Raw genomic sequence first — 19592 nt, forward strand, 5'->3', positions numbered from 1 at the left:
ACCCTCCTCTTATTTGTAAGAAACGTATACATCTTTTAATAACTCTTCATCCTCTGGATATGGACTATTTTCACTAAATTCAATTGATTTTTGAACCGCTTCATCTACTGCCTTTTCCATATCTACAAGCTCAGATTCAGTTAATAAAGCTTCATGAATTAAATGCTTACGGAAATTCACAATCGCATCTTTTTCATTTAAATGTTCTTCTTTTTCTTCTGAAGTTTTATACGTTTGTGCTTCACCTTCGAAATGACCGTAATTACGATATGTCATACATTCAATTATTGTTGGACCACCGCCATTACGCGCACGTTCTACTGCTTCTTCAGCAGCTTTATATACAGTTAGAAGATCCTTTCCATCTACTTGAACACCTGGAATGTTATAAGCTTTCGCACGATCCGCAATAGAATCACAACTTGAAGCATATTCAAATGTCGTTGCTTCACCGTAACCGTTATTTTCAGCGATAAAAATAACTGGTAACTTCCAAATCGCCGCTAAGTTAACCCCTTCATGAAACGTACCTTCATTATTTGCTCCATCACCGAAGAAACAAACACTTACATCTTTTGTTCCTTTATATTTAGCTGTTAATGCCGAGCCGCAAGCAAGCGGGAAACCACCGCCTACAATACCATTTGCACCAAGCATTCCTTTATCTAAATCAGCAATATGCATGGATCCGCCTTTACCTTTACATAATCCTGTCGCTTTCCCGAAAAGTTCAGCCATCATACCGTTTAAATCACAACCTTTTGCGATACAGTGTCCATGTCCTCTATGCGTACTTGTAATACTGTCACTATCCGTTAAGTGGGCACATACACCAACTGCTACAGCTTCTTCCCCAGCGTATAAATGGACGAAACCTGGCAGAACGCCTTGCGCGAATAATTCATGCACCTTATCTTCAAACTTACGAATCTCTAACATTTTTTCGTACATCCAGCGAGCTTGTTCTTTCGTAATTCCATTCCCTTTACTTTCAGTTGTTTTTAACATGTTCAGCCCTCCTATTTTCTTGTTCATCTTTTATATTGCAAGTACCGTGCCAATTTCCAATCCTTGATTTAATAGGTTTTCTCTCTATGTTGAAAATAAAAAAGTGGACAAAATGAGACATTAGTCTCGTTTTGTCCACTTTTGTTCACCTAATTTGAAAATTATTATCTTATTCACCATCAAAACTCTTCTGTAATTTTCGGATGTAAATAATTTGACCGATATGATATGCATTATGAGTAGTTACATTGGCTAGCACTTCCCACCACTTTGCAGAAACAGGAAATCCCACTACATCGCTTTCAACCTTTTCTTCATTTATGAGATTTTGCCATAGTAACAGTTTCTCTAGTAGTTTTTCTCGTAATTCATCGAAAGTTTGATTATTTGAAAGCATAAAACTTTTGTTATTATCTCCAATAGCGGGCACAGCATTCACATTCGATTCTTTATATCTAGTTTGCCACGTAGAATTCCAATACAGTAAATGTTGTACAATTTCAGCTATACTATTACTCTCTTCATTCGGTTTCCAGAAAGCTTCCCTCTCAGATAAACCCTTAACTGCATCTGAAAACGGAATATACCAACTAGGATCGTTCGCATTCGCTAATAACTGATCTGCTAATACATCTTTCACATGGGCCATCTCTCTTCCCTCATTTCATTATCATATTAATATACACTACTCTATATACGCTAATTTCCTATAATCCCCTTTTTTACATACAAATTGGTTTCATAATGCATGTAAGAAAAATAGATTTTCTTTTTATAACTCGTTATGATAAAAGAAAAAGAAAGCGAGCGACCAATGAATAAAAAAATCGCGGTTATTACAGGAGCTTCAAGTGGGTTCGGTCTTTTAACAACAATTGAACTTGCAAAAAAAGACTATTTAGTTATCGCTACAATGAGAAACCTTGAAAAACAAGTGAACTTACTATCTCAGGCCACTCAATTCAACTTACTGCAAAACATTAAAATTCAACAATTAGATGTAACCGATCAAAACTCTATACATAACTTTCAATTATTTTTAAAAAACATAAACAGAGTAGACCTCCTTATTAATAATGCAGGATATGCAAATGGTGGCTTTGTAGAAGAAATTCCAGTAGAAGAATACCGTAAACAATTTGAAACGAATCTTTTTGGTGCTATTTCAATCACTCAGCTTGTTTTACCATATATGAGAGAACAAAAAAGCGGAAAAATCATTAATATAAGCAGCATTAGTGGTCAAGTCGGATTCCCTGGTCTATCTCCTTACGTTTCTTCCAAATATGCATTAGAAGGATGGAGTGAATCCCTTCGTTTAGAAGTGAAATCTTGTGGAATAGATGTTGCTTTAGTGGAACCAGGTTCTTATAACACGAACATTTGGGAAGTTGGTAAACAATTAGCAGAAAATCAATCTGAAACTACTTCTCCATACAAAGAATATATGGGTAAAATACAAAAACATATTAATAGCGGCAGTGATACATTTGGTAATCCGATAGATGTTGCTAATAAAATTGTAGAAATTGCTGAGTCTAAGCGTACGAATTTACGTTATCCAATCGGTAAAGGTGTAAAATTTATGATCTTTGCAAAGAAAATTCTTCCTTGGAGATTGTGGGAATATCTTGTTTTGAGAAGCTTTAAGAAAATGTAATAGACTTAAAAAACATTTTGAATGAGGTGCGAATTAAATGTTAGGTTTACCATATGGAAAAGTGTTTTTAACTCCGTGGACTGAAGAATGGGAATTTGAGTTTATGAAAGAGAAACAATTCATTGAGAAACAAATTGGCGAACATATTTTAGCCATACACCATATTGGTAGTACTGCTATTCCACAATTAAGTGCAAAGCCAATTATTGATATTGCAATCGAATTAGAAGATTATAACGATGGTTTAAACTGTATTAACAAGTTAGAACTGCTAAACTATAAATATAGAAAAGATGTACTGCCTGAACGATATTATTTTAATAAAGGTGAACCAAGAACTCATCAAATTCATATGTATGAACAAGGGAATACATATTTAATAGAACAATTACAATTTCGAGATTACTTAATAGACAATAAAACTGCTCGTATACAGTATGAACAATTGAAGATTCAACTTTCACAAGCTAATCCTAATGATAAACATCAATATGCAGAGGATAAAACAAATTTTATTACATCGATATTAGCTAAAATACATGCTTAAATACATGCTTAAATTAAATAAGAAACCATTTAGTAGTAAATGGTTTCTTATTTATTAGTTATCTCATTATTTGTACCATCAATAATAAAATCTGCAAATTCATGTGGCTTATGACTTTCTACATACATATCTTCAGCAACCATCCAATTGTTTTCCCACATATCACGCGTAGCTTCCCCGTCTCTAGCAATTCCTCTTTTTATACGTGTTTCACGAGGACAATTCACCCATATTTTTAAATCATACATTCCCGCTAGCTCCTGACGTGTTGCATATACACCTTCAATAATTACAATACCACCGGCAGGAACAATATGGGATCCAACTAAAGAATCCTTTTCCCAATCATAATGCTTATAACGCCCTTCTAGTCCATTACTAATCGGATTTAAAACTTCTTTTAAAAGGCGTTTCCAGTCAAAATCTGCACCAATTGATTTATTCGTAGGATTTTCATTTACAATCTTTGCAGATGGTAAATAAAAATCATCCATATGAACAATCGTTACAGTTGAAAAATTACTTTTTATTTTATTTGCTAACGTACTTTTACCTGCACCGCCACAGCCATTAATACCTATTATTAGTAGTGACTGTTCTGTACATTTTTCTTCAGCCCATTTTAAAATTAAGTCTAAATCCAAACTAACCCATCCCCTTATATCTCTTACATTCCGTTATTAAAGTTTTACGTTGCTGGTGGAACGAAATAAAATAGTATCGAGAGCATCAATATAAAAGAAACCATTCCCGTTATCGAAAGTATATATTCTTTTGATTTTCTATCATATTTCCATTCCATCCATGCTCTTAAAGTCCATGATATCCCTAAATAAGTGAACATGACATAAGCCATTTTAGCGTTTTCAAATTTAAACATATAATAACAACTACTTATTACATAAATAATAATAAGTCCTATTTCTAATTTTACATGTAAACTATTCACATGCTTATATCCAAAGAAGCCTCTTTTCTCAATATTTAATTTTCTTCTTAAAAACTGTTCTATAAAGTAACCACCTATGCCAAGTCCAATAATAATAAGCAAAATTGTAGAAATACCCATCGCTCCCCCTCCTATTACCTTATTTATCTTTAGTAATAAAGTGGACTATATTACGTTTATTCTCTTCTAAATAACTTACAATTCCTTCAGGGTATGTTGGTTTCTCCTTTAATTCCTCTATGCTCCTCCATATTAATATAATATCCTCATATTCTTTATGTCTTATTTCATTTGTAACTCTCTCTTTAACAGTTCCCCAATGTATCAATGTACAATGATGTCCTTTTTCGTTGTTTCACTCGAAAATATGCTCATTTACAACAGCTAGCTCTTGAACATCAATCTTCAAATCGTATTCTTCCATTAATTCTCTTATTATCGCTTCTTTTGCTGTTTCACCAAATTCAATAGAGCCTCCTGGAAAACGATAAAATGATTCATTTTCATCGCATTGAACGAGCACTTTTGAGTTATCTCCATTATCAATAATGACTTCTACACGCAATACAGATCTATTCATTATTTTCCTCCTTTAAATCTTTAATTGAAAATTTATTAAAGAAAGAAATATATAATTAATCCAGTTATTATTAGCCCTGTAACTGCAAATAATGAAATCAAGAACTCGCGTGATTCCTTATCATATTTCCACTCCATATATGATTGAAATCCATATAACGTGATAAAAAACAAAAGAGGTACATACCCCATAAATATACGGTTTGGAAAAAAAGCACTTATCGCAATAACAACTATATAAGAGAAAATAATAATTCTATTCCCCCATTTATGTGTTTTATTCACATATTGATTATCCCATCCCTTTTGTTTCGGGATGTTTAATCTTTTTCTTGCTATTTTTTCAAAAACGAATATACATAGTACCCATAAAATTAATAGAGTTATTTTGGTAATTGACAGAAAAACCTCTCCTTTTATTTTCTTACTTTTATTTTCTCCGGCTGATCACTCGGATACGTAGCACTCATTTTGTTCTCTATGTCCCAACTAATAATCGTCGCACTATCTCTTCCTAATTGCTGGTGAACGTGTTCTAAAATATTATGGATATTTACTTTAAGTACGTTATTATTTCTATTCATATCACTATACAGATTTACAGGAGTTTCATACCGACGTTCCCCGCATTCTAATACCCCATCTGTCACCATTACAATTCGATTGTTCCCAGTACGTAATTCACGAATTCCTGATGAATAGCAAGGAACAGGTAAATCAAAAGTATTTACGTTACCAATCCATTCGTAAAAATGACGTTGATTTAGTGCGTATTGTCCTAATTTGTGTAATTCATCATGAAATACATACACTAAACAGTCTCCGATAGATAACCACCATATGTAGTTTTCTTTTCTTACACATAGTAAGCAAGCTGTTTCACCTTTAATTCTTTTGCACTTTTCCTTAAATGAAGAAGATTGTAAGATTGTAAGAATATGATTTTCAATAGATCGAAATACTGTATCAATCGATTCATTCATCATTTCTTTTATATTTTCATATTCTTTTTGAATTGTATTTACTACTAAATCAACACTTTCTGCACTATTATGTCCATCTAATATAGCTGCAAATTCCCAATCACCATTTGACCAAACTAACGCACCATCTTCATTCTTTTTTGCTCCGGCACTAATATTCCCACCATATGTACCGAGCACGATATCACCATATTGTTTTACTGAAACTTCATCTAAACACATTTCACTACTTCCAACCCATAAATATTGTTTATTATTTGTTGTATGCATATTCACTCACCATATACTTTCGCAATCTTTCACATAGTTTTTTAATTTTTTCTGCGTCACCATAAGGCGCACCCATCCATTTCGCTACTTCAGTCGGTGACCAAAACTCTTTTGGTGTATTTGCATAACGCGGTATGATGTGCATATGCATATGTGGTACACCATTTCCTGAAACAAAAGTGTAAATATGTTCTGCACCTTCACTTTCTTTTAGTGCTTTACTTACTCTACTTGATATAAGTCCGAACCTTTTCGCTTCTTCATCTGTTAGTTCAGCAAGACCAGGTACATGTCTTTTTATATCTATCATTACATAACCAAGATACGTTTCTTCGCTATCCCAGTGGACATGTCCAACGTAAACGAGTTCATCTTCGTAAATAGCTCCACCTGGAACTGTAATATTTCCTTTATGTTTTTCACAAATGAAGCAATTTTGTTCTTCTTGATTATTTGTTGACATATCCATCACCATCCTTTTTATATATAATATCATAAAAAAAGGAAAAATAGGATTTATATTCCGAAAATTCATTCTTTTAATGCAACAATTTTGAATTGAATTTACAGCTCATTTTTTCTTCAAAACCACAACTCCAATTACAATCCCAATCACAATTCCGATTACTAAATTATTTGTAAAATAACCTTGGACTACACCGATTACAACCCCTATACCGACGCCTATTGCCAAGGTATCATTACTTTTTTTCTTTTTAGACAAAATAGCATCTCCTCTCATCATTTCTTCCAAAATAATATCTATTTACATGACGTCACTGTCTCCTAATATATTCGCTATTCCAATTAATAATTTCCAAAAAATGTACTTTATTACTTATACTTTCCCACCACATAATCCTCTTCTTAAGAAGAGATTTTCAAGTCGCTATTATATTAAATAAACATATCGTTATTCATCGAAGAATTAAATCAATGAAATAACAACAAAACCAAGTTTTTGTATCAGCTGAAGGTAATCTATTCAAACAAAAAAACACACTTTGTATAATAAAGTGTGTTTTCCTTTTATCTTCTTTTTTGATGAAATCCTTGTGTAATGCGGTCTAATATAATCGCAATGACAACAATAGCTAGTCCGGCTTCAAATCCCATTCCGATATTAACTTGTGTTACAGAGCGGTATACATCAACCCCAAGACCTGGTGCTCCTACAAGAGATGCTGTTACTACCATAGATAAAGAAAGCATAATGCTTTGATTCACACCAGCCATGATCGTTCCAGTTGCGAGTGGTAATTGTACTTTAAATAATTTTTGTGATGCGGTTGAACCAAATGCATTCGCTGCTTCTATTAAATCTTCTGGAACTTGTCTAATTCCTAAATCAGTAAAACGAATTGTCGGTGGCATTGCAAAGATTACTGATGCAATAATCCCAGGTACTACTCCTACTCCGAAAAATGTAATCGCAGGAATCAGATATACGAAAGCCGGCATTGTCTGCATAAAATCTAATGTCGGTTTTAAAAATTTTGAGAAACGCTCATTTTGAGATGCTAATATCCCAATTGGAATTCCAACAATAATTGAAATAATAACGGAAGTAAGTACGAGTGCTAATGTTTGCATCGTCTGTGCCCAGTAGTTAATATTTAAAATAAATAATAATCCGATCAGTGTAAAAATAACTAAAGATACTTTTCTCGTTGTGTACCAAATGAGGAAACACAGTAAAATAATCATCAATATGGCCGGTATTATTATTAAAAAATTAGTGAGTAAATCAACGAATCCTCCAATAATATAAGAGAATCCTCGGAATAAGCCTTCAAAGTGCTCATATAAACTTGCAACAAATGAATCAACCCATTCCCCTAATGGAATACGCGGAATACTATTCATCGTCTTTCACCTCTTCCTCAATGTTTCCTGCAAGAGCTTGAATGACACTTTCACGTTTAATGATTCCTCTAAGTCTTTTCTTCTCATCAATTACGGGTAACGGATATTTCATCTCTGCCATTTTTGCATACGTTTCCTCTAGTAAAGTATCTAAATACACGTGCGGAATATCGTTAAGTAATAAATCGGCAATCGGCCACTGTTTTTGAACGGCTTTACTTGCATCATCCGCAGTTAATATACCTAAAAATTCATACTTTTTATTAACAACATACACAGTAGAAACCCCGGCGTTCCTCATAATTTGAAGTGCTACACGTGGTCCACGATCAATTAATAAAGTCTCTGGTCGTTTTAGTATAGATTCCGCTGTAATTACTTTTCCTAAATTCACATCCGCCACGAATTTCTCGACAAACTCATTGGCAGGACTCATCATAATTTCTTCTGGCGTTCCAATTTGGACAACTTCTCCGTCTTTCATCAATGCAATTCGATCACCAATTCGAAGGGCTTCATCTAAATCATGCGTAATAAAAATAATTGTTTTTTCCATTTTATCTTGTAATTCTAACAGTTCATCTTGCATTTCTTTTCGAATCAGTGGATCTAATGCACTAAATGACTCATCCATAAGTAAAACATCCGGATCATTCGTAAGCGCTCTCGCAATGCCGACACGCTGTTGCATACCACCACTCAGTTGGCTTGGATAATTATCTTTATGATGGTCTAATCCAACTAACTTCAAGGACTCTAACGCTTTTCTCTCTCGTTCCTCTACTGGAACTCCTTGTATTTCCAACCCATATGCAACATTTTGCAAAACGGTACGATGAGGGAATAGAGCGAATTTCTGAAATACCATGCTCATTTTCGTTCTTCTTACTCTCCGTAATTCTTCCTTGCCCATCGTCGCGATATCTTCACCATCTATGTATATATGGCCCGCTGTCGGTTTAATTAATTGATTTAACATACGAACTAACGTAGATTTCCCGCTACCTGACAAACCCATAATAACGAAAATTTCTCCAGAGTATACTTCAAACGTTGCTTTTTTCACACCAACGTTCATTCCTGTCTCTTTCAAAATTTCCGATTTGCTTTTTCCTTCTTTTAATAAGGTAAGCGCTCTTTGCGGATGTTTCCCGAATACTTTTGTTACGTTTTCAACACGTACCTTTGTATTATCCATGTCACTACTCCTTTTCTACCCATCTATTCACATAGTGTTGCGATTTTGCAAAGAAATATTACATAAAAATAACATTTATAAGATTTCTTTAAAATTCTTTTTTCCGTTCATAATAAGAATGCTTACTTATACATTTATTTAAAGAGGCAAACGTTTCTTAGGAGGTTTTCGATGCGAAAGAAAATTTGGTTTATATGCCTTGCATTATTTATTACTATGATTTTCACTTCATGTAATGCAACAAATGCAAATTCGAAAGGAAAAATTAAACTTGGTGTAACAAGTTGGAAAGAAAATATTGCAACTGCAAACATGTGGAAGGTACTACTAGAACAAAAAGGCTACAAAGTTGAACTCATGTATTTAGAAAAAGCGGCAATTTGGACTGGTGTTGCTCGCGGTGATGTTGATGCTAATTTAGAAGTATGGCTACCCGTTACGGATAAACCACTAAATGATCGTTATAAAGATGATATTGTCTTAAAATCAAAATGGTATGAAGGAACCGGACTAGGTTTAGTTGTCCCTTCTTATGTGAAAAACATAAACAGCATTGAAGATCTAAATGCACATAAAGATGAACTAGATAATAAAATTGTCGGAATTGAACCTGGCAGCAGTCTTATGAACTTAACGAATAAAGCGATGAAGGAATATGATATAAAGCTAAAACTTGTCCAATCTTCTGAAGCTGCTTTGATGAGTGAACTAAAAAAAGCATATACGAAAAAGAAACCAATCGCTGTTACGCTTTGGAATCCACATTGGGGTTTTTCAGAATTTGACTTAAAATATTTAAAAGACCCTAAGAAAGTATATGGTGAAAAAGATGACATTTATTACTCCGTTCGTAAAGGTTTCGAAAAAGATCATCCGGATATCATAAAATACTTCGACAAATGGAAAATGAACGATGAACAACTTGGTACATTAATGGTCGAGTTAAATAAAACGAAAGATCCCGAAGAAGCGGCACGAAAATGGATTAAAAAGAATCAAGCGTTAGTCGATGAATGGATAAAAGATTAATAAAACAGGCTAGAGAATATACTTTACTCTCTAGCCTGCTTTCTGCTATTTTTTCGTAACAACATCATCTACAATCCCATATGCCTTCGCTTCTTCTGCAGTCATAAAATAATCTCTTTCTGTATCATGTGCTACTCTTTCAATCGGTTGCCCTGTTTTTTCTGCAATCATTTTATTAATATCATGTTTTAACTTTAAAATTCTTTTTGCTGTGATTTCAATTTCCGTTGCTTGCCCTTGTGCGCCACCAAGCGGCTGATGAATCATAATTTCACTGTTAGGTAGCGCAAATCGTTTTCCTTTTGCACCTGATAATAATAACAATGCACCAAATGATGCTGCAAATCCCATGCATAGCGTTTGTACATCTGGTTTAATGAGATTCATCGTATCTAATATGGCAAAACCTGCTGTCGTTGATCCGCCTGGACTATTAATGTATAAAAATATATCTTTCTCTGCATCTTCTGCTTCTAAAAATAATAATTGAGCTACGACACTACTCGCTACTTGATCATTTATTTCTGAACCGATAATAACAATACGGTCTTTTAATAACCTTGAGTATATATCATAGGAACGTTCTCCTAATTTCGTTTGTTCTACAACATATGGAATTGCATTCATTTTAAATCCCTCCAATAATTGTTATGCAACGCAAAGCATACAACTGTAGGAAGAAGGTTGTTTCACATTAAATAATAAGACTGGCTGTTTAGATGGTAACTTAGTAAAATCTATTGTTGGAAGCAGTTTCGTTAATAATTCCGGTCTCTCTTCTCGAATAGACGTTACTACAACTTCCATATCATCTGTGAATTCAACTATCTCTATCCCTTCTTCACTTACAGTTTTCAACCTATTTCTACTCCGAAACAAAGAAGCTTTTACTGCCCCTTCCGATACGGAACATACTTTAGCAATATCAGCGATACTATATTGAAAAACATCTTTTAATAATAAAATTGCGGATTGCTGTACATTTAATGAAGATAATACTTTCCCTACCATTTCATGCAAATCTGCAATTTTTTCATGTGGTTCTTCAAAAGTAATTTGGTCTCTTATTTTTTCATGAACTGATTTTGACTTTATTTGATCTAACCAACGATTTCTAGCTATTTTATACACGAGCGTCATACAAATATCTTTATTACTATATTTTTGAAGCACTTTACAAACTGTTTCTTGGGCAAGATCTTCGCCATCCCATTTATTTTTCGTTAAAAATGTACAGTATCTTTTCAACTCTCCGTATTGCTCAATTAAAAAAGTTATATTTGAATGATTCATATCGATATGATTTTTCAAAATATGAGTTACTTTTGTGCACAAAATAACCACTCCTTTTCAGCGCTTACTTAATTAACGATTCAACAAATAAAAAAGTTACGGGGCATATAAAAAAATTATGTTTATGTTCAATAATTCGCGGTCATAAATATGTTATGTACAATTTTACGTGAGGAGGAACAAATTTGCCAAAATTAACAATTGAAGGTGCGGGAACTTTTGATGTAAAAGAAGGAACAAAGTTAGTATTAGCGATTGAAGATAACGGTGTAAACATACTCCATCGTTGCGGCGGAAAAGCACGTTGCACAACTTGTAGAGTAGAAATTATAGCCGGTGATTTTTGTGAAGCGAGTGCGAATGAAAAAAATGCGATGACAGAAAAAGGAATTGAAGATCATTTACGATTATCTTGTCAAATGCGTGTACATAAGGATATAGTAGTTCGTCCGGTACTTACAGTTGAAAATTCAGGCCTTGATGCTGGACCACGTCCGGCGGAGTAAAGCGATGGATTTAAAACAGATAGCTGGTGAATATGCTGCAACCTTCGTAAAAGATGGTATGAAGATTGGTCTTGGCACAGGATCAACTGCATACTGGACGATACAAAAATTAGGTCAACGTGTAAAAGAGGGATTATCAATTCAAGCTGTCCCGACATCAAAGGAAACGGAAGCATTGGCACAGCAGCTAAATATTCCGTTGATTTCGTTAAACGACGTACAAAGTCTTGATCTTACAATTGATGGAGCTGATGAAATTGATTCTAATTTACAGCTTATTAAAGGAGGCGGTGGTGCATTACTTCGCGAGAAAATTGTAGCCTCCTCCTCGAAAGAACTTATCATTATCGTTGATGAATCAAAAGTTGTGACAAGTTTAGGGACTTTTCCATTACCTATTGAAATCATACCTTTTGCATGGAAACAAACCGAACGTAAAATTCAATCTTTAGGATGTCAAACAACGTTACGCTTAAAAAATAATGAAACGTTTATCACCGATAATAATAACATGATTATCGATTGTATATTCCCTAATCATATACCTACTCCTTCCGATTTACACAAACGATTAAAAATGATTACTGGTGTAGTTGAAACCGGATTGTTTGTTAATATGACTAGTAAGGCGCTTATTGGAACAAAAAACGGGATACAGGAATTATAATGAATGCTGACTCTTACAGTCAGCTTTTTTATATTTTCTCGTTATTACGTAACATTATGATATACTATGAAAACAAAAGTACATCACACTAGAAAGGATTGAACAATTTGCACTCCAAACTCATAACAGAACTTACAGATTTAGAAACTGCCTTTCATATTCGAAAAGAAGTATTTGTAAAAGAACAAAATGTCCCACTTGAAGATGAATTCGATATGTTTGATGAAATCGGGGAGGAATGTAAACATATTTTAGTTTATTATAACAATCTTCCTGTTGGTACAGGTCGTATCCGATTTGTTGATGGAATTGGAAAATTAGAACGTATTTGTATTTTAAAAGACTATCGTAAATACGGTTTAGGCAAAGTAATTATTCAAGCGTTAGAAGAAATTGCTCGTGAAAAAGAATCTACAAAAGTAAAACTACACGGTCAAACACAGGCTGAAGGATTTTATAAAAAACTAGGTTATCAAACCTCTTCTGATGTATTTATGGAAGATGGCATTCCGCATATACTTATGACGAAAATGTTATCATAATAAAAAAGGCAGTATATGAAACTACTTTATGTATTCATATACTGCCCTTTTTTATTTGTAGAAAAATGAATTCTCAAGATGTCCTTTTGCATCAAAGCCCATTATCTCTTAGTTCATACCAAGGTAAAGCTTACACTGTTTTCCATAATGATAAGGCATAAATCCAGTTTGGATCCCCATTTCCTTTATAACTTTGGACTGCTTCATATACTTTTCCCTCGTATAGAACTCTATCTCCCTTTTCATATGCTTTCTTTGCATCCCATTCTTCATATGAAACGCTTTCAGTTTTTGTAGTAATTATGAATATATCACTCTGTATAGATTCATTTCCAACTACATCAACAGCTTTCACTACATATTTATAAGTAGTATTAGAGAGTAAATTTTTATCCATATAAGAAGTTGTATTAGATGTTGCAATCTTTTTCATTGCCCCTTCTGTTTCTCTATAAATATCATAATGGTCTACACCAATATTATCGTCAGATGGACTCCACATTAAATCCACACTTGACGCTGTCGTTCCCATACTATGTAATCCTTTTGGTTGTGTTGGTGCTTCTGTATCAGGAGCCTCAACTGCCGTTTTTACTGTAAGCTTTTCACTTTCTTTCGAAGCATTTCCAGCCGCGTCAATCGCTTTTACAGTATAAGAATATTCCGTGCTTGGTTGTAATTTTTTATCAATATAATGAGTGCCCGGTACTGTGTCGATCATCTCTCCGTTACGGAAGATTTGATATCCTTTTACCCCTACATTATCCGTAGAAGTGGTCCATGCTAGTTCAATACTATGCGCTGTTACTTTTTGTGCCTGTATTCCATTTGGAATACTTGGAGCCTCTATATCTGGTTTTACGTCATTGATGAGATTAACATCAATAACATTATAGAACGCATTTGCTGTATCGGCTACATCCCATACTGCTAAAATCACATGATATCCACTACGATCAGTAGGTACATTGATTTTGTGAGTTAAATGATTTGAGGCTGCAGACCCATCATGTTGTACAGTTCCAATTGGTTCAAAATCTGCTCTTGTGAGCGCTTTATTTGGATTCCATCCTTTTTTTGTAATATAGTAATGCCATTTGCTCGTTAAGTGAGGCGCTGTATACTTCCAAGTAAATGTATTTTCCCCACCAGTGATTGTATTTTTAAACCAACGATCGGCTGTTTGTTGATCTAAAATACCACCAAATTTACCACCTGCAGAAGCGATTTTCCCATCAACTGGGCCACCTTGCGGGAAGCCTTTTGGAGCTTCTAAACTTTGTGGTTCATACATAACACTTCCACAATTTACATTTAGTGCACCATAGGCTGGACTACATAAAGCAGATCGGCTGCCAGGTTTTTCAACAAAACCATGCGCGTATGCATTTTGAGGAATAAGTGTCGTGCCAATAATTCCAGCTGTTAATGCAACAGCTCCTAGACTTTTTTTGTTCATTTTCATGTTTTGTAGTTGTTTTAATAATCGATTCTTCATATTCCTGTCCCCTTCTTGTTATAATTTGTAGTGTAATGTGGGCTTCGATGTAAAAGAATAACAAGAGACAATCTTGTATCGATGTATGTGTTAGTTATACATACACCGCAGTGAAAATATATTTCTTTTTATGTGAAATATTTCACTTAACGAATATATCATGACATAGAAATCACAAAAACATGTGCAGAAGTTGTGCAGAGACTGTGAAAGCATTACTAACTTGTAAAACTATGGCCTGAATTTTTAAAACTGAATATTCAACCTTTCAATAAAATTGATTCTTTGCAACATATAACAGAAGAGTGTCTATATCATTTCATATAGACACTCTTCTCATGTATAATCTTTCATTTATCACTGACCTATAAATGTAAAAATCTCATCAACAGCTTCCTTATAGCCACCAGATTTTTGGAAAGACTTCTTCAAATGCAATGCAGCTTCTTTATATGATGGATTATTTAATACAAGTTCTACACTTTCACGTAGTTGTTCCCCAGTTAATTCTTTCATAGATAACTTAATCCCAGCTCCTAGATTCTCTACTTGCTTTGCGATTACTGGCTGATCTGCACTTTGCGGAATTACAATGAGTGGAATCCCGTTATTTAATCCTTCATGTGTACTGTTCATTCCGCCATGTGTAATAAACAACTTTGTATATGCAAGGAGTTTAGTTTGTGGTACATAGTTTTTCACAATGAAGTTTTTAGGAATAGTACCTAAATCACTTATTTTCGTTTTATTACCAATAGACATCATAATAGTATGCTCACTATTTTCAAACGTCTTCATACAAAGTTTATAAAAATCAAGCGCTTCATTAAAAACAGTACCTAGTGAAATGTAAATCAAGCTTTTTTCTTCAATTGCAGTAAAATCAAAGGCTTCATTTTTCACTTGCGTAGAGATAGATGGACCTACAAATTTAAATGTTTCATCAAACATATCTCCAAAAGGTTGGAATTCCCTTATTGTATACACAATAGTAAGTGGCGCTGGATTACAGAAAACTTCATACGGTGATTTTATTTCAACACTATATTTTTCCGCAACCTCCTTAGTTAATCGTTCATAATCATTATGTATTTTATCTTGAACTTCCACTGGTATATTTTTAGACAAATGGTCTAACATTTGTTCAAATGATTTTTCATCCTGTGCAAAAGATGTACAAGAATTTATTGCTGGAAGCTTTAAAATTTGAGCAATTAAACGACCGCAGCCAAACATCGAATCATGAATCATATAATCAAAATGTTCCCCTTCAATTTGTTCAAGAACACTTGGTATAATAACATCTGCTGTATGTAGAAGGCCATTTATTCTTTCCTGTAAATAATTTCGGCCACCGGAAAGAAAAGCTTTTATAAACCTTTGGTCGTCAATTGTTCTTACAATAGCCCCTGTTTTTTCAATACGTTCTCTGAAAGCTTCTATTGAAAAATAAACTACCTCTTCCCCACGCAAAACTAATTCTTCTACAACTTGCAATGTTGGATTTATATGCCCTTCTGATCCAGTATTAATGAATAAAACACGTGCCACTTTAAACACTCCTTAATTTAAATCTTTTCTATGTTGTCATTAGGATTACAGGTATTTCCTATACTCCCAGGTCTTATTATTCTTCTAAATGGACCTAGCGAGCCTAAACCCAAGGTCATCTATATAAAATGTAGGATGACTACGGCGACGACAAGTCGCACCGCAACCTCTAGCTTCTTCAGCCCAACTGCCACCTCGAAAAATCCGGTATGATCCATACACCTTTTCATCATACAAATCATAGCACCATTCCCAAACGTTCCCTAACATATCATACAATCCCCATGCATTCGGCTCTTTTTTACCTACGTCACGAATTTGTCCATTTGAATTTTCATTATACCATGCTATTTTCTGAAGTTCTCCATATGTATATCCTGGCGTACCTGCTTTACATGCGTATTGCCACTCTGCCTCAGATGGCAATCGGTAGCCATTTGAATCTAAATTACAACTAACGATTTGACCACCATTACTAATAGAATAATATTCTTTTAATCCCGCTTTTTTTGAAAGTAAATTACAAAACATAATGGCATCATTCCATGAGATATTTACAACAGGTTTATTATTATTTTCATTACCATTTAGTGCACGATTTGTAATTGAGTAAAATAATTCCATTGTTACAACATACTTTGCAAGAAGAAATGGTTTTATTTGAACTTGCCATTCTTTTTTTATGCGATCATCTCTTAATTCTACTTTTCCCGCTGGAATTTTCACCATATTAAAATAAACCTGGTCAATGAATCTATTCAATCCTATCCCCCTATGTTCATTCTTTTTATAATCTAACTATTTATGGTATCGTACTTCTTTAAAAATTGTCGTACTTCATTTGGAGATTTTAAAATAATAACATCTTTTTCCTTACTCAATTGATTTAACCTTTTTAAAATTGAAGGTCGTTTCGTTTTAGGATATTCCCATATCCATTTGAAAAATTGCAAGTCAAACCTTTCCTCACATCCAGCACCCATATCCGGTCTTGTTTTATTCCGATATTGTATAACTCTTTTAATAGCACGATAAGCACATATTGTCCTATGAATATCAAGAAAGATAATTGTATCAGCTGCGTTCATTCTTATGTCCATTGTCCCGCTATAATTCCCATCAATAATCCATTCATCTTCTTTAACTAATTCATTTTGAACCTTTCTTTGCTTCACTTTCGGTACACCTTCCCAATTCGGTTTCCAAAATAACGCATCAAGATGATGCACTTTTATACTTAATTTATTACTTAACTGCCTGGCTAATGTAGATTTTCCTGAACCACCAGAACCTATTAATATTATTTTTTTCATATTCATACACCCCTTTCTATTGATTCTTCAATAGCTTTTTTATTTAAAAAAATCCAGAAGAACATCTCTTCATTTAACTTTAATAATTCTTTTAACTGAACAAAATAAGTAATAAAGATAATTTGAATAGCAAGCATAACATACCAAACGGCTTGTAGTTCTTCTCGCGTTAAAACGCCCTGCTTATTATACCCTTCAAAAATTTTACTAATGATATGTTGCCATTTCTCTCTTAATTCTTTATCACTATATAATTCACTCAAAATACTCGTACAACAATAACATAAATCAAATACTCTAATATTCTTTTCTAACAGTTCAAAATCTATAAACCCTTGAAATTCATTCTCTTTAAAGATTACATTTGATAAGTGCATGTCGCGATGAATGATTTGTTTTCGTAATGGGCGGATCGTTTCCTTGAAATCTGTATGTATTTGATTCATTTTTCGAATTACATCCTGATGAACATGCTCATTCTTTTCTAAAATAGGTAAAGCCCAACCGTATACTACCTTGTATAAATCTCTTTTTGCGAACCCATTTTCACTATCTATTGAATTAAGAACTTGATGTAGATACGCTATTTCTTCCCCGATTGTGCTTCCTAGCTCTTTCAGATTTTCTATATCTTTTATTTCAAGTACATCTCCAGCAACATATTCATACACACAATAATACTTCTTTTTGTAAAATACATACCTTTCATTATTACTCGTTTTAACTATTCTTTGTACTTTAACCCCTTTTTTATCAAGTTGTTCTATTAGATTTATTTCAACTAATAGCTGTTTTATCGATCCCTTTTCCTTCAAAATATAAGATTTATTATTACAATGAATCTTTGTTACGTTTGCTTTTATTTCAGTAGCTGTGACATCTTTATCTCCAAACCAAAAATTTGCAATTTCTAATATGTCCTCCATAAACAAATACCCCTTTTACAAATCTCTTATTTCCTCTGTAAAATAAACTCAAAAATAAACCCTACTCCAACACCAATTGTATAAGCAACTAAATCACTCCACAAAAATCCGTACCCTAACACAAGTCCACCTAAAGTCGTTGCACGAATATTATCTATCCATTCCGCGTGGTACAATTGGCTCATTTCAATCCCGTAGCAAAACATTAAACTAATAAAAGCCAATTTCTTCATTTCTATTTTAGGAAATAAAAATCCAAATCCAATGAAAATCATTAACGCCCATAAAGCATCACCTAAATAATCATTTAATAGAGCCGGCAGCGCAAAAGCAAATTTTCTTGAACTAAGCCCTAAAATAATAACAAGGATTGTAAACATTGCGTATAGTAATCTATTTCGTTTCGTATTCATTTCAAAACTCCTAATTCCTCATTTATAACTGCAAAATAGCTAGTAAAATATAATCATTTTACTAGCTATTTATTAACTGCTTTAACAATAAGAAAATGTGGATTTGTATTTAAATAGTAATAAGATTTTTCATTTACTTCTTTCATCTTTTCAACTGGCCTTGGTTCGACCATTTTTTCTAACATAAAATAATTTGTTGTTTCATTAATAATAGCTTGAAGTGACCTTCTAAAAAATTCAACTTCAATTGTAATGTTTGGTTTAACCCAAGTATCTACTAATAATTGTTTTTCGAAATAATTTTTACAAGTAAACTTTGTAAAGTCCATAAAAGGATGATGAATGGAGTATATAAATTCTCCACCTGGCTTCAGTACTCGACGAAACTCCTGAAATACTTGATTCCAATTTTCTAAATAATGAAGGGTTAACGAACTCACAATAACATCAAAAGTATTGTCTTCAAATGGTAATATTTCTTGTAAGTCATGACAAAGAAACGTTGCTTTATCACCTGTACATTCCTTTGCAGCTTTTACCATTTCAGAACTTACGTCAATTGCAGTTACATTTGCTCCTCTTTCTATAAATTGAGATGTATACCATCCAGCTGCACATCCAGCATCTAGTATACTCTTCCCGTCTAAATTCTTTGGAATCATCTCCATCATCGCTGGTCTTTCATAATAGCTGTTATATGGATTTGCCACATCTAGATTTTCTTTATATGTACTCGCTAATTTATCATATGTACCTTTTATCGTGTCTTTCAACACACCCACCCCTTATACATA

25 protein-coding genes and 1 pseudogene are annotated in these 19592 nt (G+C 33.5%); 6 read left to right on the forward strand and 20 right to left on the reverse strand.

Annotated elements, in window-relative coordinates; translation table 11 throughout:
• Nucleotides 1-9: 9 nt before the first annotated feature.
• Both acoA and RCJ96_RS15220 read right to left on the reverse strand, forming a co-directional pair.
• Nucleotides 10-1008 carry an acetoin:2,6-dichlorophenolindophenol oxidoreductase subunit alpha gene (acoA, locus tag RCJ96_RS15215; protein ID WP_416504558.1) on the reverse strand — a complete coding sequence of 333 codons (999 nt, stop codon included), beginning with the start codon at nt 1006-1008 and terminating at the stop codon, nt 10-12.
• A gap of 169 nt (nt 1009-1177) precedes the next feature.
• Nucleotides 1178-1657 (reverse strand): DinB family protein, encoded by a 480-nt coding sequence (locus RCJ96_RS15220; protein ID WP_000951609.1) that lies wholly within the window; start codon nt 1655-1657, stop codon nt 1178-1180.
• A 165-nt stretch (nt 1658-1822) separates the two neighbouring features.
• Here RCJ96_RS15220 and RCJ96_RS15225 point away from each other — a divergent pair, with 165 nt between their 5' ends.
• Nucleotides 1823-2668 carry an oxidoreductase gene (locus RCJ96_RS15225; RefSeq protein ID WP_217695697.1) on the forward strand — a complete coding sequence of 282 codons (846 nt, stop codon included), beginning with the start codon at nt 1823-1825 and terminating at the stop codon, nt 2666-2668.
• 37 nt (nt 2669-2705) lie between these two features.
• Nucleotides 2706-3215 carry a GrpB family protein gene (locus RCJ96_RS15230; RefSeq protein ID WP_074608673.1) on the forward strand — a complete coding sequence of 170 codons (510 nt, stop codon included), beginning with the start codon at nt 2706-2708 and terminating at the stop codon, nt 3213-3215.
• 47 nt (nt 3216-3262) lie between these two features.
• Here RCJ96_RS15230 and RCJ96_RS15235 read toward each other — a convergent pair whose 3' ends face one another.
• The 9 genes and pseudogenes from RCJ96_RS15235 to RCJ96_RS15275 form a co-directional block, all read right to left on the reverse strand.
• Nucleotides 3263-3859: a uridine kinase family protein gene (locus RCJ96_RS15235; RefSeq protein WP_074608671.1), complete on the reverse strand. Its 597-nt coding sequence runs from the start codon at nt 3857-3859 to the stop codon at nt 3263-3265.
• A 44-nt stretch (nt 3860-3903) separates the two neighbouring features.
• The gene (locus RCJ96_RS15240) at nt 3904-4284 is read right to left on the reverse strand and encodes a DUF4181 domain-containing protein (protein WP_016717673.1); all 381 of its coding nucleotides are present in this window, start codon (nt 4282-4284) and stop codon (nt 3904-3906) included.
• A gap of 19 nt (nt 4285-4303) precedes the next feature.
• Nucleotides 4304-4744 (reverse strand): annotated as a pseudogene (locus RCJ96_RS15245) (NUDIX domain-containing protein).
• 35 nt (nt 4745-4779) lie between these two features.
• Complete coding sequence (locus tag RCJ96_RS15250) at nt 4780-5118, reverse strand: DUF4181 domain-containing protein (RefSeq protein WP_242303903.1); 339 nt, start codon at nt 5116-5118, stop codon at nt 4780-4782.
• Between the two features lie 41 nt (nt 5119-5159).
• Nucleotides 5160-5996: a PP2C family serine/threonine-protein phosphatase gene (locus tag RCJ96_RS15255; RefSeq protein ID WP_242303809.1), complete on the reverse strand. Its 837-nt coding sequence runs from the start codon at nt 5994-5996 to the stop codon at nt 5160-5162.
• Complete coding sequence (locus tag RCJ96_RS15260) at nt 5980-6465, reverse strand: HIT family protein (protein ID WP_139302818.1); 486 nt, start codon at nt 6463-6465, stop codon at nt 5980-5982. The genes RCJ96_RS15255 and RCJ96_RS15260 overlap by 17 nt, the downstream gene beginning before the upstream one ends.
• 102 nt (nt 6466-6567) lie before the next feature.
• Nucleotides 6568-6741 (reverse strand): septum formation initiator, encoded by a 174-nt coding sequence (locus tag RCJ96_RS15265; protein WP_074608712.1) that lies wholly within the window; start codon nt 6739-6741, stop codon nt 6568-6570.
• Nucleotides 6742-7025: 284 nt separating this feature from the next.
• The gene (locus tag RCJ96_RS15270; protein WP_001084757.1) at nt 7026-7862 is read right to left on the reverse strand and encodes an ABC transporter permease; all 837 of its coding nucleotides are present in this window, start codon (nt 7860-7862) and stop codon (nt 7026-7028) included.
• Complete coding sequence (locus RCJ96_RS15275; RefSeq protein ID WP_074608663.1) at nt 7855-9060, reverse strand: quaternary amine ABC transporter ATP-binding protein; 1206 nt, start codon at nt 9058-9060, stop codon at nt 7855-7857. The genes RCJ96_RS15270 and RCJ96_RS15275 overlap by 8 nt, the downstream gene beginning before the upstream one ends.
• 171 nt (nt 9061-9231) lie before the next feature.
• On the opposite strand from RCJ96_RS15275, the gene RCJ96_RS15280 reads away from it, so the two are divergent.
• Nucleotides 9232-10089: a glycine betaine ABC transporter substrate-binding protein gene (locus RCJ96_RS15280; RefSeq protein ID WP_074608662.1), complete on the forward strand. Its 858-nt coding sequence runs from the start codon at nt 9232-9234 to the stop codon at nt 10087-10089.
• 45 nt (nt 10090-10134) lie between these two features.
• On the opposite strand, the gene clpP is transcribed toward RCJ96_RS15280, so the two are convergent.
• Both clpP and RCJ96_RS15290 read right to left on the reverse strand, forming a co-directional pair.
• Nucleotides 10135-10716: an ATP-dependent Clp endopeptidase proteolytic subunit ClpP gene (gene clpP, locus RCJ96_RS15285; protein ID WP_000991625.1), complete on the reverse strand. Its 582-nt coding sequence runs from the start codon at nt 10714-10716 to the stop codon at nt 10135-10137.
• A 21-nt stretch (nt 10717-10737) separates the two neighbouring features.
• On the reverse strand, nt 10738-11424 hold the full coding sequence (locus RCJ96_RS15290) for an RNA polymerase subunit sigma-70 (protein ID WP_000337493.1): 687 nt from the start codon (nt 11422-11424) through the stop codon (nt 10738-10740).
• A 143-nt stretch (nt 11425-11567) separates the two neighbouring features.
• Between RCJ96_RS15290 and RCJ96_RS15295 the strand changes: the two genes are divergently transcribed.
• From RCJ96_RS15295 to RCJ96_RS15305, 3 genes are all read left to right on the forward strand, one after another.
• Nucleotides 11568-11888: a 2Fe-2S iron-sulfur cluster-binding protein gene (locus RCJ96_RS15295; RefSeq protein WP_001125378.1), complete on the forward strand. Its 321-nt coding sequence runs from the start codon at nt 11568-11570 to the stop codon at nt 11886-11888.
• 4 nt (nt 11889-11892) lie between these two features.
• Nucleotides 11893-12555, forward strand: a complete 663-nt coding sequence (gene rpiA, locus RCJ96_RS15300) for a ribose 5-phosphate isomerase A (protein WP_416504559.1) — start codon at nt 11893-11895, stop codon at nt 12553-12555.
• Between the two features lie 107 nt (nt 12556-12662).
• Nucleotides 12663-13097 (forward strand): GNAT family N-acetyltransferase, encoded by a 435-nt coding sequence (locus RCJ96_RS15305; protein ID WP_242303807.1) that lies wholly within the window; start codon nt 12663-12665, stop codon nt 13095-13097.
• Nucleotides 13098-13227: 130 nt separating this feature from the next.
• Here RCJ96_RS15305 and RCJ96_RS15310 read toward each other — a convergent pair whose 3' ends face one another.
• The 7 genes from RCJ96_RS15310 to RCJ96_RS15340 all read right to left on the reverse strand — a co-directional run bounded on the left by RCJ96_RS15310 (nt 13228) and on the right by RCJ96_RS15340 (nt 19571).
• Entirely contained in the window at nt 13228-14595 is a 1368-nt protein-coding gene (locus RCJ96_RS15310) for a lytic polysaccharide monooxygenase (RefSeq protein ID WP_270795832.1), read from the reverse strand.
• A gap of 357 nt (nt 14596-14952) precedes the next feature.
• A complete protein-coding gene (locus RCJ96_RS15315; RefSeq protein ID WP_270795834.1) occupies nt 14953-16146 on the reverse strand; it encodes a macrolide family glycosyltransferase in 1194 nt (397 codons plus the stop codon).
• 84 nt (nt 16147-16230) lie between these two features.
• Nucleotides 16231-16875: a formylglycine-generating enzyme family protein gene (locus RCJ96_RS15320; RefSeq protein WP_416504583.1), complete on the reverse strand. Its 645-nt coding sequence runs from the start codon at nt 16873-16875 to the stop codon at nt 16231-16233.
• Nucleotides 16876-16940: 65 nt separating this feature from the next.
• Nucleotides 16941-17459 carry a DNA topology modulation protein gene (locus RCJ96_RS15325; RefSeq protein WP_416504561.1) on the reverse strand — a complete coding sequence of 173 codons (519 nt, stop codon included), beginning with the start codon at nt 17457-17459 and terminating at the stop codon, nt 16941-16943.
• Nucleotides 17460-17461: 2 nt separating this feature from the next.
• Nucleotides 17462-18385, reverse strand: coding sequence for a phosphotransferase enzyme family protein (locus RCJ96_RS15330; protein WP_074608649.1), 924 nt, complete (start codon nt 18383-18385; stop codon nt 17462-17464).
• A gap of 26 nt (nt 18386-18411) precedes the next feature.
• A complete protein-coding gene (locus RCJ96_RS15335; protein WP_242303804.1) occupies nt 18412-18798 on the reverse strand; it encodes a ribosomal maturation YjgA family protein in 387 nt (128 codons plus the stop codon).
• Between the two features lie 65 nt (nt 18799-18863).
• On the reverse strand, nt 18864-19571 hold the full coding sequence (locus tag RCJ96_RS15340) for a class I SAM-dependent methyltransferase (RefSeq protein WP_242303803.1): 708 nt from the start codon (nt 19569-19571) through the stop codon (nt 18864-18866).
• Nucleotides 19572-19592: the final 21 nt, after the last annotated feature.

The organism is Bacillus sp. BSL6 (assembly GCF_052928345.1).

Coding starts and splice junctions, on each gene's coding strand:
- acoA (WP_416504558.1), bottom strand. CDS start 1,008: ATGTTAAAAACAACTGAAAGTAAAGGGAATGGAATTACGAAAGAACAA.
- RCJ96_RS15220 (WP_000951609.1), bottom strand. CDS start 1,657: ATGGCCCATGTGAAAGATGTATTAGCAGATCAGTTATTAGCGAATGCG.
- RCJ96_RS15225 (WP_217695697.1), top strand. CDS start 1,823: ATGAATAAAAAAATCGCGGTTATTACAGGAGCTTCAAGTGGGTTCGGT.
- RCJ96_RS15230 (WP_074608673.1), top strand. CDS start 2,706: ATGTTAGGTTTACCATATGGAAAAGTGTTTTTAACTCCGTGGACTGAA.
- RCJ96_RS15240 (WP_016717673.1), bottom strand. CDS start 4,284: ATGGGTATTTCTACAATTTTGCTTATTATTATTGGACTTGGCATAGGT.
- RCJ96_RS15255 (WP_242303809.1), bottom strand. CDS start 5,996: ATGCATACAACAAATAATAAACAATATTTATGGGTTGGAAGTAGTGAA.
- RCJ96_RS15260 (WP_139302818.1), bottom strand. CDS start 6,465: ATGGATATGTCAACAAATAATCAAGAAGAACAAAATTGCTTCATTTGT.
- RCJ96_RS15265 (WP_074608712.1), bottom strand. CDS start 6,741: ATGATGAGAGGAGATGCTATTTTGTCTAAAAAGAAAAAAAGTAATGAT.
- RCJ96_RS15270 (WP_001084757.1), bottom strand. CDS start 7,862: ATGAATAGTATTCCGCGTATTCCATTAGGGGAATGGGTTGATTCATTT.
- RCJ96_RS15275 (WP_074608663.1), bottom strand. CDS start 9,060: ATGGATAATACAAAGGTACGTGTTGAAAACGTAACAAAAGTATTCGGG.
- RCJ96_RS15280 (WP_074608662.1), top strand. CDS start 9,232: ATGCGAAAGAAAATTTGGTTTATATGCCTTGCATTATTTATTACTATG.
- clpP (WP_000991625.1), bottom strand. CDS start 10,716: ATGAATGCAATTCCATATGTTGTAGAACAAACGAAATTAGGAGAACGT.
- rpiA (WP_416504559.1), top strand. CDS start 11,893: ATGGATTTAAAACAGATAGCTGGTGAATATGCTGCAACCTTCGTAAAA.
- RCJ96_RS15310 (WP_270795832.1), bottom strand. CDS start 14,595: ATGAAGAATCGATTATTAAAACAACTACAAAACATGAAAATGAACAAA.
- RCJ96_RS15320 (WP_416504583.1), bottom strand. CDS start 16,875: ATGGTGAAAATTCCAGCGGGAAAAGTAGAATTAAGAGATGATCGCATA.
- RCJ96_RS15325 (WP_416504561.1), bottom strand. CDS start 17,459: ATGAAAAAAATAATATTAATAGGTTCTGGTGGTTCAGGAAAATCTACA.
- RCJ96_RS15330 (WP_074608649.1), bottom strand. CDS start 18,385: ATGGAGGACATATTAGAAATTGCAAATTTTTGGTTTGGAGATAAAGAT.
- RCJ96_RS15335 (WP_242303804.1), bottom strand. CDS start 18,798: ATGAATACGAAACGAAATAGATTACTATACGCAATGTTTACAATCCTT.